The 18055-nt window shown below is 46.3% G+C and carries 19 protein-coding genes; 8 read left to right on the top strand and 11 right to left on the bottom strand.

Features of this window, described 5'->3' with window-relative positions; genetic code table 11:
• Positions 1 to 268: 268 nt before the first annotated feature.
• The 4 genes from PLA01S_RS13755 to PLA01S_RS13745 all read right to left on the bottom strand — a co-directional run bounded on the left by PLA01S_RS13755 (position 269) and on the right by PLA01S_RS13745 (position 3133).
• On the bottom strand, positions 269 to 1714 hold the full coding sequence (locus tag PLA01S_RS13755) for a DEAD/DEAH box helicase (protein ID WP_127592704.1): 1446 nt from the start codon (positions 1712 to 1714) through the stop codon (positions 269 to 271).
• 239 nt (positions 1715 to 1953) lie between these two features.
• On the bottom strand, positions 1954 to 2058 hold the full coding sequence (locus PLA01S_RS33215; RefSeq protein WP_503826091.1) for a hypothetical protein: 105 nt from the start codon (positions 2056 to 2058) through the stop codon (positions 1954 to 1956).
• Positions 2059 to 2224: 166 nt separating this feature from the next.
• The gene (locus tag PLA01S_RS13750; RefSeq protein WP_127592803.1) at positions 2225 to 2659 is read right to left on the bottom strand and encodes a VOC family protein; all 435 of its coding nucleotides are present in this window, start codon (positions 2657 to 2659) and stop codon (positions 2225 to 2227) included.
• A gap of 75 nt (positions 2660 to 2734) precedes the next feature.
• Positions 2735 to 3133 (bottom strand): HEPN domain-containing protein, encoded by a 399-nt coding sequence (locus tag PLA01S_RS13745; protein ID WP_127592703.1) that lies wholly within the window; start codon positions 3131 to 3133, stop codon positions 2735 to 2737.
• A gap of 141 nt (positions 3134 to 3274) precedes the next feature.
• Here PLA01S_RS13745 and PLA01S_RS13740 point away from each other — a divergent pair, with 141 nt between their 5' ends.
• A complete protein-coding gene (locus PLA01S_RS13740; RefSeq protein WP_127592702.1) occupies positions 3275 to 3628 on the top strand; it encodes a helix-turn-helix domain-containing protein in 354 nt (117 codons plus the stop codon).
• Between the two features lie 201 nt (positions 3629 to 3829).
• On the top strand, positions 3830 to 4702 hold the full coding sequence (locus PLA01S_RS13735) for an SMI1/KNR4 family protein (protein ID WP_127592701.1): 873 nt from the start codon (positions 3830 to 3832) through the stop codon (positions 4700 to 4702).
• A gap of 111 nt (positions 4703 to 4813) precedes the next feature.
• Here the strand turns inward: PLA01S_RS13735 and PLA01S_RS13730 are convergent, their stop codons facing one another.
• Positions 4814 to 5167 (bottom strand): helix-turn-helix domain-containing protein, encoded by a 354-nt coding sequence (locus tag PLA01S_RS13730; RefSeq protein WP_100541236.1) that lies wholly within the window; start codon positions 5165 to 5167, stop codon positions 4814 to 4816.
• 160 nt (positions 5168 to 5327) lie between these two features.
• On the opposite strand from PLA01S_RS13730, the gene PLA01S_RS13725 reads away from it, so the two are divergent.
• From PLA01S_RS13725 to PLA01S_RS13710, 4 genes are all read left to right on the top strand, one after another.
• Complete coding sequence (locus PLA01S_RS13725; RefSeq protein ID WP_127592700.1) at positions 5328 to 5690, top strand: hypothetical protein; 363 nt, start codon at positions 5328 to 5330, stop codon at positions 5688 to 5690.
• A 119-nt stretch (positions 5691 to 5809) separates the two neighbouring features.
• Complete coding sequence (locus PLA01S_RS13720; RefSeq protein WP_127592699.1) at positions 5810 to 6550, top strand: Bax inhibitor-1/YccA family protein; 741 nt, start codon at positions 5810 to 5812, stop codon at positions 6548 to 6550.
• A 191-nt stretch (positions 6551 to 6741) separates the two neighbouring features.
• Positions 6742 to 8220, top strand: a complete 1479-nt coding sequence (locus tag PLA01S_RS13715) for a protein adenylyltransferase SelO (protein ID WP_127592698.1) — start codon at positions 6742 to 6744, stop codon at positions 8218 to 8220.
• Positions 8221 to 8479: 259 nt separating this feature from the next.
• Positions 8480 to 9469, top strand: a complete 990-nt coding sequence (locus PLA01S_RS13710) for a phosphotransferase family protein (protein ID WP_127592697.1) — start codon at positions 8480 to 8482, stop codon at positions 9467 to 9469.
• 50 nt (positions 9470 to 9519) lie between these two features.
• Here the strand turns inward: PLA01S_RS13710 and PLA01S_RS13705 are convergent, their stop codons facing one another.
• Positions 9520 to 10368 carry an SDR family NAD(P)-dependent oxidoreductase gene (locus PLA01S_RS13705; protein WP_127592696.1) on the bottom strand — a complete coding sequence of 283 codons (849 nt, stop codon included), beginning with the start codon at positions 10366 to 10368 and terminating at the stop codon, positions 9520 to 9522.
• A 17-nt stretch (positions 10369 to 10385) separates the two neighbouring features.
• The gene (locus tag PLA01S_RS13700) at positions 10386 to 10781 is read right to left on the bottom strand and encodes a MerR family transcriptional regulator (protein WP_127592695.1); all 396 of its coding nucleotides are present in this window, start codon (positions 10779 to 10781) and stop codon (positions 10386 to 10388) included.
• 139 nt (positions 10782 to 10920) lie between these two features.
• Here PLA01S_RS13700 and PLA01S_RS13695 point away from each other — a divergent pair, with 139 nt between their 5' ends.
• Positions 10921 to 12108, top strand: a complete 1188-nt coding sequence (locus PLA01S_RS13695; protein WP_246059488.1) for a VanZ family protein — start codon at positions 10921 to 10923, stop codon at positions 12106 to 12108.
• Between the two features lie 174 nt (positions 12109 to 12282).
• Here the strand turns inward: PLA01S_RS13695 and PLA01S_RS13690 are convergent, their stop codons facing one another.
• From PLA01S_RS13690 to PLA01S_RS13675, 4 genes are all read right to left on the bottom strand, one after another.
• Positions 12283 to 13446, bottom strand: coding sequence for a glycoside hydrolase family 18 protein (locus PLA01S_RS13690; protein ID WP_127592693.1), 1164 nt, complete (start codon positions 13444 to 13446; stop codon positions 12283 to 12285).
• Positions 13447 to 13452: 6 nt separating this feature from the next.
• Positions 13453 to 14544 carry an acyltransferase gene (locus tag PLA01S_RS13685; protein ID WP_127592692.1) on the bottom strand — a complete coding sequence of 364 codons (1092 nt, stop codon included), beginning with the start codon at positions 14542 to 14544 and terminating at the stop codon, positions 13453 to 13455.
• A gap of 30 nt (positions 14545 to 14574) precedes the next feature.
• On the bottom strand, positions 14575 to 15927 hold the full coding sequence (locus PLA01S_RS13680) for a glycosyltransferase family 2 protein (RefSeq protein ID WP_127592691.1): 1353 nt from the start codon (positions 15925 to 15927) through the stop codon (positions 14575 to 14577).
• A 484-nt stretch (positions 15928 to 16411) separates the two neighbouring features.
• Positions 16412 to 17326 (bottom strand): phosphatidate cytidylyltransferase, encoded by a 915-nt coding sequence (locus PLA01S_RS13675; protein ID WP_127592690.1) that lies wholly within the window; start codon positions 17324 to 17326, stop codon positions 16412 to 16414.
• 106 nt (positions 17327 to 17432) lie between these two features.
• Here PLA01S_RS13675 and PLA01S_RS13670 point away from each other — a divergent pair, with 106 nt between their 5' ends.
• Positions 17433 to 17969: a hypothetical protein gene (locus PLA01S_RS13670; RefSeq protein ID WP_009591201.1), complete on the top strand. Its 537-nt coding sequence runs from the start codon at positions 17433 to 17435 to the stop codon at positions 17967 to 17969.
• The last annotated feature ends 86 nt before the right edge of the window (positions 17970 to 18055 follow it).

The following is an 18055-nucleotide window of genomic DNA, read 5'->3' as shown; positions in this document are numbered from 1 at the left end:
CTTAGGACCATGCCAATCGAGGTTCATTGGCGGAAGAAAATCTGCTTGAAAATAGGAGGAGTGGTCATGTACGTCGTATCTGAACCAAAGCCGCTGTCTGATGATCAAAATTACGTAGGAGAGTTGAGCAGTATCTAAATTTTTCTGTTAATCCTATATGACTATCAATTGTAAAAATTTGTTAAAATAAATGATTACACGGGTGCAATACAGAAGGGTGACCTCAGCACAATGTTAAGATCACCCTTGTTATGACAAATTCAACTTTTTATTTATTCCCTTGGCGCACCTTTAACAGTTTGCCTTTTACCGTCGTGTTTTTCATCATTTCAAGCACAAGAGGTCCCTTGCCATTCAGAATCTCTACATCCGTCACAAAATCGTGGATCGTAATAATCCCAATATCGTCTGCAGTTACCCCGTCAAGCTTGGCAATCGTCCCGACAAAGTCTACGGCTCTTAGCTTTTTCTTCTTGCCGCCATTGAAGTTAAGCTTCATAATTTGCTTGTTTAATTGCTCGCGCTTATCTTTTTTCGGTTCAGGCTTAAATTTTAGTTTCTGTTCAAAATCTTCTCTATGGCGATCCACTTCCTGTTCGGAGGGAGCTTTTATTTTCGGAATCGCGAATCCAATATACGTCTCAATCTCGGCTAATCGTTTGAGATCCTTCGGCGTGACGAGGGTAATCGCTTTACCCGTCTTGCCTGCACGACCTGTACGTCCCGTCCGATGAACATAGCTTTCTTTTTCAAGTGGAATATCGTAATTGATAACATGGGTAATATTCGAGATATCGATACCCCTGGCGGCTACATCGGTCGCAATCAAGTAACGGAATTGTCCCCTTCTGAACGCATGCATGACCTCGAATCGCTCTTCCTGCTCCATCCCACCGTGAATACGATCACATGAGTAACCGAGATTAGCCATTTCTCTGAATAGGTTGTCCACATGCTCCTGTGTACGGCAGAAAACAATGCAGCTATCAGGACTCTCAACAATGAGTAGATCCTGAAGCAATGCCAGCTTGTCCGCCTCCTTCACCTGAATAAGAGCGTGTTCAATCGTTGCCGTCGTAATGCCGCTCGCCTCGATCTCTATTTGGGCAGGATTGTCCATATATTTGCGTGCCAGCTTGGCCACATCCTCAGGAAACGTAGCGGAGAATAACAGGGTAACCCTGTTACGAGGCAGGGCTTGAATGATCGACTGAACTTGCTCAATAAAGCCCATATTCAGCATCTCATCGGCTTCATCAATAACGAGATAGGCCATCCGCTCTAGCGATAGCGTGCCGCGTTCAATATGGTCCAGCACACGCCCAGGTGTACCTACAACGATATGCGTTCTTTGTTTTAACTCGGCCTTTTGGATATGAAAAGGATGCTTCCCAAAAAGAGGGGTCGCCTTAATCCGCTTAAAGCGCCCAATATTCGTAATGTCTTCGTTGACTTGTAACGCAAGTTCGCGGGTTGGCGCTAATATTAATGCCTGCGGCTTATTCTCGTTCCAATCCACTAGCTCGCAGAGCGGAATTCCATAGGCAGCTGTTTTGCCGCTGCCGGTTTGCGATTTAACAACAAGATCCTTCTTCTTAAGCACAACAGGAATGACTTTTGTCTGAACCTCTGTTGGTGTCTCATAGCCCAAACTATGGAGCGCTCTCACAATCTCTTCACTTAAAGGATAATCTGTAAAATGCTTCTCACTCATCTTTAACCTCTTCTACGTTATATTCGAATATCTATATATACAGACTTCCACCGTACATCTATCATATACTCATCCATTATAATCTGAATCCAATGATATGGATCGGTACATTCATGAACGAAAAAGCCCTTAGATAACTATAACCGCAAATCGGTTGATGAATACACAACGTATAAAAGATTCGGTCCTTATATCAGGCAATCCTTTCTTTCCTGCTTCCGTCATGAAGCCTAATCGATCTAACCGTCGGACACGCTCTTTATTGAGCTCTGACCAGTTGCCTTCCTGGGCGAGAATCGTTGTGCTGTATGCGTGGCATCCATTTTTTTGCGTGTGCTGTCCATCCAGCCAAAACATAAGGCTTCTTTAACCAAATCCAGATAATTTACGAAAGGATTCGTTATGATCAACCAACAATAATCTTCAGCTTACGGTGATGATCGCTTAACCACTTCCGCCAATCCTGCCGAGTCTGCACGTGTACCGTCTTATCGATTTCCATGTTTTGGGTCACCCCCGGCTTCGTGAATTCACTATCTCTAAATAATGAGCATTGTACATAATTCCCAGCACGTTGCCGAATGGATCCGTGACGGATGCCGTGATGAATCCTTCTCCCCGGTGTACGAGAGGTTCGTACTCTACGGCACCCATGGATTTTAATTGACTGAGGGTGGCTTCTATATCGTCGACATGCCAGTACATGATCGCTCCGCCGGGGCCGGACGTTGGTTGTGCAGGGGCAAAACGGCGATCGATGAGACCCAGCTCGTGCTGGTAGTCTCCAATCCGAAATTCGGCATAGGCCAGTTGACCACCGGGTCCCGAACGTTCGAAATAAGGTGTTATACCCAGCAGATTCGAATACCAAGCCTTTGCCGCTTCCATATCGTCCGCCCAGTAACTGATGGTCGCAAATCCTCGCAATGTTGGGTGTGTGCTCATCATTTATTTTCCTCCTATAACCCGTTATGGTTGGTTTTATAGCTATTATGAGCTGCGATGACTGACGGCGTTATGTCAGTGTTTTGGTTTTTCTTTTATTCTCCTACATAATTCCCTTAAAACCTCTTCTGTTCTTTTTATCAGCCGATCTATATCTTCTTCCTTCATGACTTCTAAACTCTGCTGATCCTCATAAATTATAAAATTTAACTTGCTAACAAATACCACGATTTCAAGCCCGGGGTTATAGTCCGTATGTAATAGTTGCAAAAGATCAACTAGTGTCAGCTCTGAGCTGGGTAGTGTTTTGTTCTTATTAATAAATAGAGCTCGGATCATGGGCATGAGAGCAGAATGACAAAGGATGAGGGATGTCATGAATCGATTGTGATTTCTCATGATATGAGCTAATTTCATATGATATTTAGCAAGTTGACAATAATCTTTTATTATATGATGTAAACTATTCTCCATAGCGGCTGCCTCCTAACGGAAAAAGGGAAGTGTTATATACATTTTAATACTTATAGATATTAATTTAAATAATAATATTTATTGTTTGGTGTTTGCCTCGATGAAACTTGTCTACACTTTTGACATGAAGAGGTGAATGCCGTGATAGATAAGGAAATATTAAAGCTTGTAGGAACCCGGATACGTGCTCTACGCAAGGAGAAAGGCTTGTCGCAAGAAGCACTTGGTGAGAAGGGTGGATTTCATTTTTCATATATAGGACAGATTGAACGTGGGGAAAAGAATGTATCGTTATTAAATTTGTATAAGATTGCTGGGGCTCTTGATGTCAGTTTGATTCAGCTATTTGCATATGTGGATGAAGAGTTCTTGGTTACCTCTACGGAGAGTGATATTCAAGATATTGTTGGATTACTTCATGAAGCCAATGATGAGAAGCTGCGTTTGGCCAAAAATGTGCTGAGAGAAATTTTAAGAGGTAACGCATCTACATAGATTATTTCACGACTTCATGCTGGCGGTTAATATGGGCTGAACTATTATAACGCTGCTCTTCCCGTAACACTGCCATTGAACAAATCCCTAAACATCATTAAGTTTATCTGTATTGCAAGTGCTCCAGTCTTCCATGCTGGAGAGGGCCATGCTGGAATGGTATAATCTCAGAAAGGATGATTAGAGTGGGAGGCATGAACGATGAGTGAGGAGCTTTTGGAGCAGCTGGAAGAGTGGCACGAAGAGGACGAGTTTGAAGAGATCGTAGATGCGATTACGGAGATTCCTGAGGAAGAGCGGGATTATGAGCTGATCAGTCACTTGGGCAGAGCGTTGAACAATCTCGAACGTTATGAAGAGGCGGTTGAGCAATTCCTATCCATTCAAGAAGAGGGCAAGGATGATCCCTTGTGGCATTACCGCATTGGCCTTGCTTATTACTATTTGGAGCGGTATGAAGATGCTCGGAAAGCGTTTGAAGTGGCCGATCATTTAGATCCGGGAGATGAGGATACGCTGGAGTTTCTGGAATGGATTCGGAACAAAACCGCTCCGAAACCTGTTAAGGAGTCCACTGCCGTGTCCTATACAGATCCTGACGTACTGAATTTCTGGGATGATAGCGCGCTTGAGGCAGACCAATACGTGTTGGCTCCGCCTACGGATGAATTGATTGAATCCGTGGAGGAAGCACTGGTCTTCAAGCTGCCAGCATCTTATATTCACGCAATGAAATTACATAATGGCGGGATTCCCCGGAACCGGAAGTTTCCTATCGGGGATGGAGCGCAGGATTATATTGAAATCACAGGCATTTTGGGCATTGGACGAGAGAAGAAAAAGTCATTGTGCGGAAGCTTGGGCAGCCGCTATATGATCGAGAATGGCGGATACCCTGAGATTGGCGTGGTCATTTGCGATTGTCCTTCCCAGTCCGAGGTTGTAATGCTCGATTACCGTTCATCCGGAAATGATGGGGAGCCCGAGGTTATCCATGTGGACAAGGCTAATGATTACAAAATAACCCGACTTGCTTCGAACTTTGAGGCTTTCATTGGCGGATTGGAAAAATAACATAAGCAAGGGTTTTCCACTTATCACACTTCTAATGGATTCGTAAAAAGAATGAAGCATCTCCTGAGTAGGAGATGCTTCATTCTATTATATGTAAAGATGGGGCTTATATTAGTTCTCCCGATGATCCATCGTATCCACGATATCTTTAAGTACACGAAAGAGCAGCTTATTTTCTGCCAATGTACGAGAATAAAGCAGCGAGCTGATGGATTCTAGGACCGCTGCCTTCTCACTTGCGGTATCCAGACTCTCTATCTCATGGAACTGGAACATAGCTGCTGACGATACTCCCAGTCCCTCGATGATCTTTTCCAGTGTTTCAATGGATATATTTCGTTCCCCGCGTTCTACCGTTCCTATGTAAGAGGCATTAATCCCAGCCTTCTCTGCTAGTTCCTCCTGTGTCATTCCCTGTTTTTTTCTAAGCTGCTTGATTCGTTCGCCTATCATTTTCAGGAGCATCTTTTACCACCTCTATTCCAGATTAAAGAAGTAGTATGGGAACAAACAGAATATAATATTCGATATTTCATTGTAAACAGTGCTTATATACACTAAAATGATCTTATACATCCAAGTATCTCCAATTTTAACTTTAGCTAAAGGATAAGGTGCACAAAGAATGCAATATCTGAATGTGTTGTTAGAACCTTTGGATGATGAGAATCAAGCATACTTCTATGGGGAGCGCTTAGTAATCGATTATGTATTGCTTACATCTATTCAGCGTGAAGCTGAAGAGGTCAATAAAAAGCTTCGTGAAGAGATTTATTGTCTGATGAATAACATCGTTGGGAGCCTTTACATCAATTTGTTTATCGTTAAAGTAAATTACCTAGTGGACGAAGCCATCCTTGCATTTATGGATGTTTGCGGGAACAAAAGGCAAGTTCGAGGTGTTGCACAAAAAAGACTAATGGTGTGGGTTGCAGAAGAAGATCGTCATGACTTTCAGATCTACGGATTTTATCGGCTTCATCCATAGAGTCCCCCATTGGTTTGGTCCCATATCCAATTCATTCGTAATGCAATATTTTTCGTATCCTAAAATATTCCAACCTGTGCTAAAATGGATACAAAAAAGAAAGTTAGGGAGGCATTTAATTGATAGGGCGCAGTGGAAATCCGACACTAAACGAAGAAACATTTGAGAAGAGTGGGTATTACAACGGCCAGGAAACGATGACGATTGGCGGAACGGTGAATAAATCGTTCATGCTGCTCGCGCTGCTGATCGGGGCAGCGGTCATTTCATGGGTTATGTATTTTAACGGGTATGATGTATTCCCGTTCATGATCGGGGGAGCAATAGGCGGCTTTGTTCTGGCACTGATCATCAGCTTTGTGCCGAAGGCAGCACCTTACTTGGCGCCTATCTATGCGATTGTGGAGGGATTCTTCCTCGGGGCATTATCCGCTCATTACGAATATCTGTATTACGGAATCACATTGCAAGCGGCTTTACTGACGATGTGCATATTCCTCGGAATGCTGCTTGCTTATAAAACAGGTCTGATTCGTGCAACCGCAGGCTTCAAAAAGGGGATCATTGCAGCAACGATCGGCATTGCGCTTGTATATCTGTTTAGTATGGTTCTCGGCCTTTTCGGTGTGGCGGTGCCTTACCTGCATGACAGTACCCCGATCGGCATCGGGATTTCGGTTGTAATCATCATTATTGCTGCCCTGAATTTCATACTCGATTTTAACTTTATCGAAGAGGGAGCACAGCAAGGTGCACCCAAATATATGGAGTGGTACGGCTCTTTCGGTTTGCTGGTTACGCTCGTATGGTTATATATCGAAATTATCCGGTTGCTGGCGAAGCTGGCGAATCGGGATTAATATCCGGATTGGTATGATTAACATCGCTGTCGAGGCATTCTCGACAGCGATTTTTTTAAGTTTATGGTTTGGAACGTAGATTTGAACCAGCAGAATAATAAATTTCCTTCAGTAAACCCTACAAAGAGCGACTTGTGTTTAAATAATAAGTAGATACTGTCATCATCAACCTGCATGAAGAAGGAGATCCCATGACCCATAAGAAAGCCATGATCGATATAGGATGGAATTTTGACAACAGTTATGCCGAGCTGCCGGAGTCCTTTTTTACCAAACAAGATCCCACGCCTGTGCGCTCACCGGAGTTGGTAATCCTTAATGAGCCGCTGGCGGCATCTTTAGGTTTAAACGCCGAGGGGCTGAAGAGCCCAGAGGGTGCAGCGATGCTCGGGGGCAACGAGATACCCGAGGGGGCCGAGCCGCTCGCCCAGGCATATGCCGGGCACCAATTCGGGTATTTTACGATGCTGGGCGACGGCCGTGCGGTTCTGTTGGGTGAACAAATCACGCCGCAGGGTGAGCGTATGGATATTCAGCTTAAGGGCTCAGGCCGGACGCCGTACTCCCGTGGAGGCGATGGTCGAGCGGTTCTGGGTCCGATGCTGCGCGAATATATCATCAGCGAGGCTATGCATGCGCTGGGGATTCCGACCACCCGCAGCCTGGCGGTGGTATCCACCGGCCAGCCTGTCACTCGTGAGAGAGAGCTGCCGGGTGCGATTCTGACCCGCGTGGCCTCAAGTCATGTGAGAGTGGGGACGTTTCAATATGTAAGGGGAGCGGGCACAACCGAGGATTTGCGGATTCTGGCGGACTACACTCTGCAGCGGCATTACCCGGAGGCTGACTTTAGTGACGGCGCCAACCGTTATCTGGTCTTGCTTCAGGAGGTCATCAAGCGTCAGGCCGCTCTAATCGCCAAGTGGCAGCTCGTTGGTTTTATCCATGGTGTGATGAACACCGATAATATGACCCTCAGCGGCGAAACGATTGATTATGGCCCCTGTGCCTTCATGGATACCTTTGACCCGAATACGGTATTCAGCTCCATCGATTCACAAGGCCGCTATGCTTATGGCAACCAGCCGTATATTGCGGCTTGGAATCTCGCAAGATTGGCCGAATCCCTGCTGCCTCTGCTGCATGAAGAAGAGGAGCAGGCCGTCAAGCTGGCCGAGGGTGCGATCGGAACCTTTACCGATCTGTATCACGAACAATGGCTTGCAGGCATGAGAGCCAAGCTGGGAATCTTCCATGAAGAGGAGGATGACGAATCTCTAATCGAAGATCTCCTTACGATGATGAAAGATCATCAGGCGGACTATACCAATACCTTCCGCGCGTTAACGTTTGACAAGCTGGAGGATACACCTCTAAACGGCACACCCGAATTGGCTTCCTGGTATGAGCGCTGGCAGGCGAGACTTGGCAGCCAGCAGGAATCAAAGGAACAATCCCATCAATTAATGCGCAGCAGCAATCCAGCGGTCATTCCGCGGAACCATCGGGTGGAGGAAGCGCTGGAAGCAGCGGAGCAGGAAGGGGACTACAGTGTGATGGAGCAGCTGCTCCACGCGCTGTCCGATCCATATGCGCATTCCCCGGAACAGACGGAATATGCTATCGTGCCTGAGCTGTCCCGTCCTTACCGAACCTTTTGCGGGACGTAAGGGTACAGGAATGCTCCAAGAATCTCAACGAGGCCAAGCAAGAATTACCTTGCTTGGCCTTTCATCATTCATGAGTCGAGATGCATCAAAAAAGCCCCTGGACCGGTGTCCAAGGGCTATAAATCTAAATCGTATGGCTATTTTTTTCGAGACCTTATTCAACATCATAGCAGACCCGAAAGAAACAGTCTATATTTTTGCCCGGAAATGCCATAGAGTGGGGGAGCCGGCAAAAACAAATGGAATGGAGCGTGGTTTCATGAGTTGGACTTGTCACCTCGATGAAACAGATGTACAGGAGTATGTCGGGAAGGTTTTGGGTACCGGTTATGTGGTGGCGGATGTAACGAAGATGCATGGCGGGGCGCAAAAGGTTGTCTATAAGATCCAATGTCAAAATGGATTCCCATGCGTGTTGTATGTGTGGGATTTGACAAAGAATTATTTTCAGGAAGAAATAGCGAACGAGAGTGTGCAGGAACGGTCCTTTGGGGGCCATTCGTTCGAAAGCAATAACAGATGGTTAAGGGATCATGGTATTTCTACGCCTGCTCTATTTGATCTTCACACGGAACAGGAGCGGTACCCGTTTGACTATGCTCTTGTTGAATATATAGAAGGACAGAAGGCGGAAGCTTACTTTCAGCATCCGGATCAACGGGTTCAGGATGAGGTCTTCGAACGGTTGGGTCACATGATCGAACGCATGCATGCAAACCACAGACAGAACTATGGAAAACCCGATCAAAGCGGGAATCAACGGGAACGATGCCATCATGTGCAGTTGAAAAATGCGAAGGAACAGCTGTCCTACATCGTCCTGCATAACGAGAGTATCCGGAAGAATCACGACAGGCTGCTCGCTGTATTGCATGAGCTGGAATCCAGGATAGATTCCCGCAAGCGATATGGCTTTATCCACGGCGAGCTGGGACCCGATCATATCCTGGTTACAGACCGTTTAGAGCCCTATTTGATTGATATTGAAGGTGCGCAGTTCTTCGACATTGAGCATGAGCATACATTTCTTAAGCTTCGATTCGGGGAGCACTACCGGTATTTGCGACATGGTGGGCTTGATCCGAATCGGATGTTATTTTACCGTCTGCATCACTATATCTCATTAACCTCGGGCGGCCTGAAGCTGCTTCACCGTGGATTCCCGGATCAGGCATTTGTTCGAAATTTAGCCGATTATCACGCACGCAACACGCTGCGATTCATGGAGGAATGGCAGCAAACCCGATAACAGGCCTTCATGAGATGGGCTGAAAACATCATTAACTCTGCTGCATGGGTTTAAGATATGGCTGCAAACTCCTGCTTATAGATTAGCTCTATCGTGCTAAGCAGCTCCGAACCTTGGCTCGAGAATTTCAAAGGCGTTGCTTTACCCTTGTTGAGGAAAACTCCCGTCGATTGCTGGGAGCTGCCCAGCGCTGCTTCATACAGCCGTGAAGCTCCTTGACTGGGATGGGAGAAGAACAGGTTACGGATCGGGATCATTAATCTGGGCATCCCGGCGTTCTTGGTCATGGTTGTTTTATTCACTCCCGGACAGACACTCCGGATCATAATGCCATCCTTCTGTATGGCAGTGGCGATCTCCTGAGTCCACAACGATAGGGCTAATTTACTCGCGGCATAAGGTCCAACCAGCTTCTTGAATACGGTAGGGGAAGCCAAGGTATGGTAATCGAACTGTTTGAGAAACAACAAAGCATTGGAGGATGTATTGATTACCGTCTTGAGGCTGCCCTTCTCTAGAAGCTCTTTCATTTCCATCAAGATGACATATGGCACCACGGAGTTTACTTCAAAATGCATCTCGCGCCCTTGTTTAGAGTAGGATAATTCGCCAAAGGAGACACCTGCGTTATTAAACAGCAGGTCGATATGCTCCTCGTGTTTCTTGATCTGATCCAGCGAGGCTTGGAGATCCGTGAAATCCGACAAATCGGCCGTGTATACTCTCAGCTGCTGTGATCTAAGGCTCTCTTGTACAAGGGAATCGTCGGATGGAAAGGCAGAACGGATCAAAGCGAGGACCTGCCAGCCTTCGGATAACAATCGCTTGGTTAGCTCCAAGCCAATGCCGGAGCTTGCGCCCGTGATTAGGGCGACGCTATTATTTCTTTTAGGTGTCATGTGTATATCTCCTATACTTAAGATTCTTCGCTGGTTGCCCTATCGGGATTAAGCAGGGACTGATTATGGTTCAACTTGTCGTCGATGAACTGCAGAATGCGCTGCAGGTCCGAAATCTGATCGGTAATTTTCTGACGGTAACTCTGGAGCATCGCGTTCAGTTCCGGAACGGATTGAATATTTTCCTTAAAGGGAAGATGCACATAGGCTTTCATATCCTCCAGCGACATGCCGGTCTTCTTCAGGCACGTGATCAACTCCATCATTTCGGCATCCTCTATGTGATAGACACGATGGCCGTTATCTTTCCTTTTAGGAGAGGGGAGGAGCCCGATTTTCTCGTAATAGCGAATGGCATCCTCGGTCAATCCGGTTCGTTCAGACACTTGTTTGATGGAGAAAGTGTCTCCCATACGTTCACCTCTTTTCTGCAACAGGGAATCCGTTGCCATAATATCGTACAACTTGGTGTAAACACCAAGTCAATATCGATTTTTACGCTCTCGTTGCCCATTGGTGAAATAGATCGTAAGGTATTGCCAGCTCAATCTTTTGGAAATACTTATAACAAGAGAAGAGTTGCTTTTAGAGAGGGAGAAAGAAATGCAAGCCTATGTATTGCCTGTTTTCATTGCACTCTCCATATGTTTTTTATTAGCGTTCTTTCTGACGCTCCCTTGGGCTGTTTATCAATATCGTAAACATGGGTACTTTAGCTTTTGGAGAACATTACTTATCTTAAGTTTTATCTTTTATGGATTAAGTGCTTTCTTCTTAGTGATTTTTCCAATACCCAGTGCTCGGAGTAATTGTACTTCGATCGATCCCGGCACGATTTTCATTCAAAATCGTCCTTTTCAATTTATACGGGATATTCAACGTGAAAGTGGATTTCATTGGACGGTCCCTTCAAGTTATATCGACTTGTTAACGACGCGGGCCTTTTATCAAATGTTTTTTAATGTTTTGCTCTTGTTTCCTTTAGGTGTCTTTCTGAGGTATTTTTTTAAGGGGAAAGCGAAATGGTTTCATGCTGCTCTTATTGGATTTGGTGTTTCACTTTTCTTTGAAATAACTCAACGAACCGCTTTGTTTGGCTATTTTGAATGCCCCTATCGTATATTTGATGTAGATGATTTGTTGACGAATACGGTGGGGACTGTCGTTGGCTTTATACTCGCTCCCATGTTGTTGGCGTTAATTCCATCGAGGGAAACCCTTAGTGAGCAAAGCCATTTCTTTAACAATCAGAGAAAAGCAACTTTTGGTGCCCAACTCATGGAGGTTCTTTTAAATATTATTTTTGCCAGAATGATAACCAGTTTTATATTCGGGTTGCTGAAGAGACCAGGAGTACTTGTTAGCGAGATCATCTTTGCCATTGTTTTCTTTGTGTTTATGGTCGTTATCCCTGTAATTTGGAAAGGAAATACGGTGGGTTCTAAGATCGTTCGCATGAGATTGCTTCCGAAAAAGGGGAACTGGTTAGGAAGCTTCAGCCGACGTTACATCATGGTTTATATGCCTTTATTATGTTCGGCATTGTCGAAGATATTTTCTAATCAAATGGGTGAAGATCTTCTAGCTAACCTCTTTATAATTGGAGTGGTTTTTCTTACAGGTCTGTTATGGTTCTTTATCTTCTGTCATATCGTGATCAGATGGATCAAAAAGGACAAAGTTCTTTATTTTAATCGATATAGTCACATAGAGGCTGTAAGAATCACTGGTGAAATGTGAGCAGGCAAGCGCTCTAAACGGCCGTAATAAGCATGCAGGGGCTGACAAAATATAAAAAGCCGATGATCCGCACTCGACTGCGATGATCATCGGCTTTTTTCACGTATGAAGGGGTTCCTGCAGGTTTACACTCCTCCAACGGGGGCGGCCTAGCTTAATGGAAGGCACCGTATGTTACCGTTTGGCGGCTTGCTGCCTCTCGTTCAAATGCTCTGCCAGATACTTCACGATGCCGTCCTCCGCGTCCTGGGCGTACTGCCAGACCATCGCGCCTCCGAGATTCTTACTCTGGATGTACGCCACCTTCTCCTTCAAGGCTTCTTTATCCTCGTAGCTGATGAAGGTATGGCCGTCATAGAGGTAGGCGGCTTTGGCTTTGTTGTCGAAATAACGCGTGAAGCCGTTTTTGTTCAGGTAGGCTTTCTCGATCTGCTTATAATTGAGGTTCACCTTGTCGATGTCGATGGGCGTTCCGGGTGCGAAGAGTCCGTCTTTGGTACCCTTGGCCTCTTTTACGTTTTTCCAGCCGTACGAATAAGCAGGGACGCCGAGCAGCAGCTTCTTGCTGTCGATATCATGGGCCAGATACATCGAGATGATGCCATCAATGGAGTGTTTGGATTTCCCCTGACTGTCCACATACAGATTGGAGTTAAAGCCTGTGGTGTCGGACCACTTGCCTGTCAGGTCGTAGGTCATGACGTTGATGTAATCCACGTATTTCTCCACTTTTTTGACCTCGACGTTCTGGAAGTACCAGTCCTGCGTTCCGGAAGCAAAGGTCAGCAGATATTTCTTGTTCTTGTGAGGCAGCCTGTAGAGCTTCTCCCGCAGTTCCTTCATCAGACTGGTGAAATTCTTCGTATCCTCCGGGCGCGCTTTCTGCGTATTCCAGGCATGGAACGCCGGATACTCCCAGTCGATATCCACGCCGTCCAGGTCCAGTTCCTTGACCAGGTTGATAATGCTCTCGGTGAAGAGGTACCGGTTGCCGTCCAGCGAAGCGTCGGAGAAGCCATCTGCCCCGTAACCGCCTACGGCCAGCACCATCTGGGTCTTCGGATTCGAAGCTTTCAACTGCTTGACGTTATCTTTGATCTGGTTGTTGGTTGTACTGTCTTCATGGAAGTAGAGATCCGTTCCTTTGATCTTGGCAAAAGCGATAAACGCGATATCCACGCCTTTCTCCGATAGTTTGATGTTTCGGTAATCCTGCCAGGCCTCCACATATACTGCCGTGATTTTCCGGTCTTCCGCCGCGGAGATCTGATAGAAATAGAGACTCATGCCTGCAAGCAGCACCACAATGAATATTTTCGTATATATCGTTACTCGCATCGTCCTTTAACCCCGCCCGCCGAATAGAATGTAGGTTGCCGTTTTGCTTAGGTTCAGCACCTTGACGGTGATGTAGCTGATGGCGAAGATAATGGAGATATTCACGATCAGACTGAGGGAGGCTTCCAGAAACGTGGCCTCGACCTCGGTTCGGCCGGATAACATCATCTCGACCAGCAGGTGAATCAGATAGATGCTGAAGCTGGCCCGGGAGACCGAGCTGATCAATTTCTGGATTTTATGGTTCACGTGATCGCTGATCGCCGCTTCCTTCTCCTTGAAGAAGATAAACAACCCGACAGCCATGAAGAAAGTGGTGACAGAATAGTTCCCGTAGAACATCTCGTCCAGGACACCGCTGCGCAGCGAGACAAAATAGGTGGCCACCGGCGTGATAAAAAACGAGATGATGCCCAGATTGTATAGGATGTTTTTGGCTTTGAGCGGCAGCTCAAAATGGAAGAGATAGTATCCCAGGATAAAATAGCCGAGGAAACCCATGAAGAACGGGATGTTCATGATCGGAATGTTGATGTATTGATCCGTTGCACGGAATACGGCATCCGAGATGAAGCGATAGGCGATACTGACGATGAACCAGAGGAGCAGATAATATCGCAAATCCTTTTCGCTGCAGGATTTAATGAATTTGCTCATCAGAGGCACCGTCATATAAATGGCAATAATGGCGTACAGGAACCACAAATGCACATAATTCCGGTCGGTCAGCAGCCGATAGCCGAAGTCAACAACGAACTCATAGGCATTCAGCTTGCTTCGCATCAGATAGTATTGATTGTACAAGCCATAAATGAGCGACCAGGTCAGAAGGGGAATGAGCAGCGGTACAACGCGTTTTGTATAGAACTCCCCGTAGGATGTAATCTTTGTGCGCAGGATCATCGCTCCGCTAATCATGAAGAAGACCGGAACGGCAAAGCGGGATATGGAGTTGAACCCGTTGCTGATCCACCAGGAGGAGGAATGGAAATCATTCGTGCTGGTGAGCACCTCCGCTGTGTAGTGCAGGATAATGACAGCAACAATGGATAGAATTCTTAGAATATCGACATAGATAATTCTTTTATTGGGAACCATGCTGTTTCAGACAGCCTCCTTCACCATAAGTTAATTCGATCCTGCGGCAATGTTCTGGCTGATAGCAGCTACGCCTTTGCGCTCCACGAAGCCCCAGCCCTCATCATTGTCAAAATATTTGAACGTTCCCGCAATGTTAATGTACAGCAGCAAATTTCGATAGGTTAACAGCTCCACTTGGCTGAACAAGAACATCTTCACATAATCGGAGAATGTATAGGTGCTGCCATATTTACGGCATAAGTACAAGGCGATGATGATCTGTGCCGCATTCAGCAGCACGCTCATCAGCAGGAAGATGATCGCATGCAGGATGTTCCCGCCAACGATCAGTGTCTGCCCCAGATAAAATATCGTGGTAAACGCCGAGAGCGTCCCCAGCATAAATCCGTCAATCGCAAAGAACAGGCTCACGCTGACGCTGAATTTCCGGGACAGCCTGGACCAATAGATGAGAATGCAGTCAATGAACGCCTTCTGCCAGCGAATGCGCTGCTTATAGAAATTCTGAAGATTCTCCGGACATTCGGTATAGCATACCGCTTCGGGGGCGTAGACGAGTTTTTTCTTCAACTGATTGGCTTTGATGTACTCGTGAATTTTCAGCGTAATGTCGATATCCTCCCCTACCGTGCTGCGGAAGCCGTTAACAAGAACGAGAACGTCTTTATAAAAGGCGCCAAAGGCGCCTGAAATCACCACGATGGAATTAAAATACGATTGCGTGAGCTTGCGAACGTAGAAGCCGTGCGTATAATTGATGATCTGGCTCTTAATGAGCCCTCTTCCGCGAAACTTTTCAACGATGGCACCGTTCTTGTCCCGTACGGCACCTTGTACAATTTTGACGGTACCGCCCAGCGCAATGATGTCGTCATCGTGAAAATATTGATTCACATACATGAGCGAATCGGCTTCCAGCATGCTGTCCGCATCCAAGGTGATCACGATATCGGAGGCGGCATAATCGATGCCCGCATTCAGCGAGTCCGCTTTCCCGCCATTGACCTTATCGATAACGTAAATATGGCGGTATCGACTCGAGCGATAGAATCCTTTTATGGGCTTGTAAGTCAGTTTACGGTCTGCCATCCTGGCATCCGGCTCCAAATCCAGGAGTTCGTCAAGCGCGGATAACGTCCCGTCCTTGGAGCCGTCGTTGATGATCATGATTTCATAGTTGCTGTAATGCAAGCCGGCCATGGCATCGATGCAATTCCGAATCGTCAGCTCCTCGTTGTAAGCGGGGACGAGCACAGAGATTGATTTTTCGGCGAGATCGGGATTCAGCTTCTTCACCTTGCTGCATAACAACGGGATGAACGTATACAGGGTTTGAAACACGAGAAATACGCCGGCTAATCCATAAAAAAAGTACTGCAAACTCCTCACTCCTCTCTTCTTTGTCTCTCTTTGTAATGAAGACCAGTATGGTGCGCCTACTCTATTGGACTTGGATTAGGTATGCGCTGTTTCTATAGCAAGCAATGTCAAGGGATAAAATTCAGGTTTAAAGGGATAATATCATCCATTTAAAACCTCTAATTACATATAAATCCATATGACACTCTATGTAATAAACTATCGTAATTGGCTCATAAATGTAAAACCGCTCAATGGAGCAAGAAAACGAATACATAGATGCTTTTCGAGAGCAGTCTCTGTTTTGGTTCGACTTTCTATATTTTAGGAGGCTAAAGCGATTTGGCATGGTAGCCCATGGAGAACAAGGATTCAAGGGTATCGTACTAATAGGATTTCATGCATTGAAAAAAGCCATAACCAAGTTGAGCCTAAGCTCGCATGGTTATGGCTTCTAAAGGTTGCAGCGCGCCGTGCTGTACCTGAGAGGTTGTCTGGCACGTAACTACATAAAGTCGTAAAAGTAACGGATGAAATGAAAAAAGATCGGTGAGGTATAGGTCAGGCTGTCGACCCGGCTCAAATAGCTTTTTTTCAAGGCATCGAACCGTCCGTCATCCCCGATTAACAAATCGCGCTTCAGCACCGAAACCGTCAAGCTGCCGAAGAAGCCGCCGAGGCTGATCAGCATGCCGGACAGAAGGCCAAATGTCGGGCTGAGCGGCGTCAGATAGGGATAGATGAGATAGGAGCTTGCGGTGGTTGCGATAAACGCGCAGGCAAAGCCTTCCCAAGTCAGATTCGGGTTCGAGGTCGGCACGATTCTTCGTTTGCCGAAATAAAGGGAGGCGATCGTGTGCACCACATCGTTCAGCTGCGTTAAGACGACGAGAAACAGCACCAGCCCTGCTCCATACTGGGGCGTGGCAAACTGGAAATAGGCCAGGTGGCTGAGACCGAACACCATGAGCATCAGTCCCCATTGGGTTGAGCTGACGCTGCGCATAAATCCCACAGTGCCTTTATTGATCAATCGCGGAAGCGGCAGCACCAGGAATACATAGATCGGAATAAACACGATAAACATCCCGTACCATTCGATGTAGATCCAATAGAATTGGACCGGTATGGTTAAATACGCCCACAGAAATAAGCGACGATCGGCTTTTCGTGTTTTGATCATCGAGAAATATTCTTTGAGGGTAAAGAAGGTCAGCACCATAAGGGATAGCAGGGAAACCACCGGATTCAGCAGCGTCGCCAAGCAGAAGATGACCAGCATGCCCCACCAGGTTTTAATGCGAAATCCGACTTCGGTATAGTCGATATTCGGCTGCGTCTTGCTCATCACGTAATACAGGAGCTGGATGACCGATAAGACGGAGAATATCAGGATTAAGGTTAAAAGCGAGCTGTCCATATGCCTATCATCACCAACTTGTCACGGGTATCATTCTTGTTCTACTAAAGGAATCATATGTTATTATGAAGGAATAATTCAATACGGATAAGGGGAAATTTCGTAAATGGTAGACGATCAATCGGTCTTTATACTGCTTACCAATACCGGAACGCTCTTTACGAAAGTCATTCAGGGCTACACGAGAGCACCTTACAACCACGCTTCGATATCCTTTAACCGGGAGCTGTCAGAGTTATATAGCTTCGGGAGAAAGAATCCGAACAACCCTCTGAACGGCGGGTTTGTGAAGGAGGATTTGAAGACGGGAACGTTCAGCAAATATCCCAACACGACGTGCGTCATCTATGAGCTTCAGGTATCGGAACGCGACATCGCGAAAATGAAGCGGGTCCTGCAGGCTTTTATCCGGAAAGACAAAAAGTATTTTTATAATATATTGGGCGTCCTGGGCATCGCGCTAAAGGAACCGATCGAATTCAGCAATTCCTACTTCTGTTCGCAATTCGTGGCGGAGATTCTGCAGCGGTCCGGAGTCAGACTATGGGATAAGCTGCCCGCCTTGGTGACACCGGACGATTTCCGCCAAAGCGAGCGCCTGCAGCTGATCTATGAAGGGAAGCTGAGCGAGTATGAGCCCTAGATTCCACTGGGCGTACAGGTCCGGCAGGCGGGTTTAAGCTGTGGGGTTTTTACTAAGACATTCAACTTCATACGATATCCATTTAC

Origin of the sequence: Paenibacillus lautus NBRC 15380, from assembly GCF_004000945.1 — a bacterium.
GTDB classification, from domain to species: Bacteria; Bacillota; Bacilli; order Paenibacillales; family Paenibacillaceae; genus Paenibacillus_AQ; species Paenibacillus_AQ lautus.
The sequence above is the reverse complement of the archived record's forward strand: the minus strand, read 5'-3'. Positions and strand labels throughout refer to the sequence as shown.